A 3710-nucleotide genomic window follows, 5' to 3' on the forward strand; every position below is an offset into this window, starting at 1 on the left:
TTCCTGCACCGCCTGCACGGCGTCGCGGCCGACCGCGCCGACGCCGCCCGGCAGGCGCTCACCGCCGGCATCGACGTCGAGCTGCCGACCATGGACTGCTACGGCGAGCCGCTGCTCGCCGCGGTGGAAGAGGGCGCGATCGAGGTCGCCGCCGTCGACCGCGCCCTCGAACGGGTGCTGCGCCAGAAGTGCGAACTGGGCCTGCTCGACGCCGATTGGGCGCCCGAGGTCCCCGACGAGATCGACCTCGACGACGCCGAGTCGCGGGCGCTGGCCCGCGAGGTGGCCGAGCGCTCGATCGTGCTGCTGCACAACGACGGCACGCTTCCGCTCTCCCCCGGCGGCCGCGTCGCGGTGGTGGGACCGCGCGCGGACACGCCCGGCGCGATGCTCGGCTGCTACTCCTTCCCGTTGCACGTCGGCGTCCACCACCCCGACGTCCCGTTCGGCGTCTCCGTGCCGACCCTGCGCGAGGCGCTGAGCTCGGACTACGACGTGACCTACGCGCTGGGCTGCCCGGTCACGGGCGGGGACGACGACGGGATCGCGCAGGCCGTGGCGGCGTGCGCGGACGCGGCGGTGTGCGTGGCCGTCCTGGGCGACCGGGCCGGGCTGTTCGGCGGCGGAACGTCCGGTGAAGGCTGCGACGCGGCCGACCTGCGGCTGCCGGGCCGCCAGGAGGAACTCCTCGACGCCCTGCTGGACACGGGCAAACCGGTGGTGCTCGTCCTGCTCTCGGGACGGCCGTACGAGCTGTCCCGGCAGCTCCCGCGGCTGGCCGCGGTCGTCTGCGGGTTCTACCCCGGCGAAGAGGGGGCCGCGGCGCTGGCCGACGTCCTCAGCGGACGGATCAACCCGGCCGGCCGGCTGCCGGTGAGCTTCCCGGCGGCCGGCGCGAGCCAGCCGTCGACGTACCTGGCCGCGCCGCTCGGCCGGCGCAGCGAGGTGTCCACAGTGGATCCTTCGCCGCTGTTCCCGTTCGGGCACGGGCTGTCCTACGCGCCGGCGACCTGGCTGGACGTCAGCGCGACGGGCTCGCTCTGGCCGACCGACGGCGTCTGCCGGGTGCGGGTGACCCTGCGCAACGACCACGATCGCGAAGCTTCGGAAGTCGTGCAGGTCTACCTGCACGACCCGGTGGCCGAGGTGGCGCGGCCGGAGCGCCAGCTCATCGCGGCCCGCCGGGTTTCCCTGCCCCCTGGCGAAACCTGCGTCCTGGAGATCGGCCTGCACGCGGACCTGACGTCCTACACCGGGCGCGCGCGGCAGCGGCAGGTCGACCCCGGCGACGTCGAGCTGCGGGTGGGCACTTCGAGCGAACAGATCGTCACGACCCTGCACTGCACGCTGACCGGGTCCCGCCGAGTCGTCGGCGCCGACCGGGTCCTGACCCCGGAGTTCTCGTTATGAGACGTCCTCTGGTGATCTTCTTCCTGGCCGTGCTGACCGTGCTCTTCGTGGGCGCGTCCGGCCACCCCGCGCCTGCGCACTGGGTGGCGACGTGGACGTCGATGCCCCAGCTGACCGAGCCGGGCAACATGCCACCGGCGCCCTTCACCGGCACCGACCGGGTGCTCGACAACGCGTCCCTGCGCGAGACGGCGCAGGTGACGGCCGGCGGCCCGCGGATCCGGCTGCGGTTCTCCAACGCCTTCGGCGGGGCACCGCTGCCGCTGACCGCGGTGTCGGTGGCGCGCCCGGTTTCCGGAGCGGCCGGCGTCTCCGCGGTGGTGCCGGGCAGCGTTCTGCCGGTGACGTTCCACGGCAAGCCCTCGACGGTGGTCCCCCAGGGCGCCCAGGTGGTGTCCGACCCGCTGCCCTTCCCGGTGCGAACCCTGGAGAACATCGCGGTGACGGCGTACCTGGCGCACGGCCAGGCGTCTACCTCGATCACCTCGCACCCCGGCTCGCGCACGACGTCGTACCTGCTGGCGGGCAACCACGTCTCCGACACCGAACTGCCGGGCGCGACGCCGGTCGACCACTGGTACTTCCTCAGCGGCATCGAGGTGCTGTCCCCGGCGTCCGCGGTGGCGGTGATCGGCGACTCCATCTCCGACGGCCGCGGGTCGACGACGAACGGGAACGACCGCTGGCCGAACGTGCTGGCCGCGCGCCTGCACGGCGTTTCGGTGGTGAACCAGGCGGCGGGCGGCAACCGCGTGCTGCAGGACGGCCTCGGCCCGAACGTGCTGGCCCGCCTGGACCGCGACCTGCTGTCCACGAGCGGGGTTTCGTGGGCGATCGTGTTCGAGGGCGTCAACGACATCGGCACGGCCACCCCGGCGGCGGCGCCGGACGTGGCGGCGCAGCTGATCGACGCGTACGACCAGATCCTGGTCCGCGCCCACGCGCAGGACATCCGCGTGTACGGCGCCACGATCACCCCCTTCGGCGGCAACACCGCCTACGACGACCCGGCCCGCGAAGAGGCTCGCCAGCGGGTGAACGCGTGGATCCGCCAGCCGGGCCACTTCGACGCGTTGCTGGACTTCGACAAGGTGGCCCGCGACCCCGCGGCCCCGTCCCGGCTGCTGCCGGCCTACGACGTCGGCGACCACCTGCACCTGAACCCGGCGGGGTACCAGGCGCTCGGTTCGAGCGTTCCTCCCGGCCTTTTCCGGAACGACGGCTAGAAATCGTCAAGCGCCGAAAAGACGACAATTCCAGGACGTGATTTCCGCCGGGTGGTGACTGTTCGCCGAACCCGGTCTGACGGACGGTGATCAGCTCGGCTGGTGCCGGATATCCGTTGGGACACAAGCGAGTCTCGAAGGCAGGGGGCCCGTGACGCAGGTCACGGGCCGCCCCCTATCATGTCGCCGTCTGCTGTCCCCACAGGTAGTCGTCGCTCCCGGAAAGGGAAACCATGTCCGACGTCATCAACAGCATCTTCGGCCGCCCCCAGAACGAAACCACCGGCTCGGGCGAGTACGCCTACGGCGCCGTCGAGCCCGCACCGGAGGTCGCCGAGGCGCCCGCCGAAAGCGCTCCCGAGACCGACGAGGCGGGTGTCCTCGACGAAGTGGATTCCGCACCGGAGAACGAAAGCGCCACGGAAACCGCCGAGGACGAAGCCGTCGACGGCGACCAGGCCGAAGAGGACGCGACCGAGACGAGCGACGAGGACGTCACCGGCACCGACGAGGAGGCGGTCGCCGAGGACACCGAAGACGACGACACGGACGCGAACGCGGCCGAGGACATCGCCGAAGCCGAGCCGATCACCGAGCCGATCGCTGCGCCGGTCGCGGAAGACGAGCCGGTCGTCGAAGCCGTCGCGGCCGAGCCGGTCGCGGACACCGAGCCGGTTGTCACCGAAGCCGCACCGGCCGTGGCGGCTGCGCCGGTGGCCGACGCCGCGCCCGCCGTGGCCCGGCCAGCCGCGGGCAGCCGCGGCAGCACCACGGTGGCGGACGGGGTGGTCGGCAAGATCGTCACGCGGATCGCGAGCCAGGCCGAGGGTGTGCACAGCGTCGCCGGGGACGGCATCACGGTCGAGCTCGCCGACGAGGTCGCCTGGGTCACCATCCCCGTGGTGGTCGAGTTCGGCCACGCGGTCAAGGCGGTGGGCGAGCAGATCCGCGTCGCGGTGATCGACGCCGTCGAGCAGTACCTCGGCCTGGACGTCGAGGTCGTCGACGTCCACGTCACCGACATCCACTTCCCGGAAGCCGGCTGATCCGCGCCGGTGCCCGGCCCCTCGAGGC

At 72.7% G+C, this 3710-nt stretch carries 3 protein-coding genes; all 3 read left to right on the forward strand.

The window, feature by feature from the left end; translation table 11 throughout:
* On the forward strand, positions 1-1410 hold a 1410-nt coding region (locus tag ACFVYA_RS49690; protein ID WP_387055636.1), incomplete at its 5' end, for a glycoside hydrolase family 3 C-terminal domain-containing protein.
* The gene (locus ACFVYA_RS49695; RefSeq protein ID WP_387055638.1) at positions 1407-2636 is read left to right on the forward strand and encodes an SGNH/GDSL hydrolase family protein; all 1230 of its coding nucleotides are present in this window, start codon (positions 1407-1409) and stop codon (positions 2634-2636) included. The genes ACFVYA_RS49690 and ACFVYA_RS49695, both read left to right, overlap by 4 nt.
* A 233-nt stretch (positions 2637-2869) precedes the next feature.
* Positions 2870-3682, forward strand: coding sequence for an Asp23/Gls24 family envelope stress response protein (locus ACFVYA_RS49700; protein ID WP_387055640.1), 813 nt, complete (start codon positions 2870-2872; stop codon positions 3680-3682).
* The last annotated feature ends 28 nt before the right edge of the window (positions 3683-3710 follow it).

Origin of the sequence: Amycolatopsis sp. NPDC058278, assembly GCF_042881395.1 — a bacterium.
In the GTDB taxonomy this organism is placed as follows: domain Bacteria; phylum Actinomycetota; class Actinomycetes; order Mycobacteriales; family Pseudonocardiaceae; genus Amycolatopsis.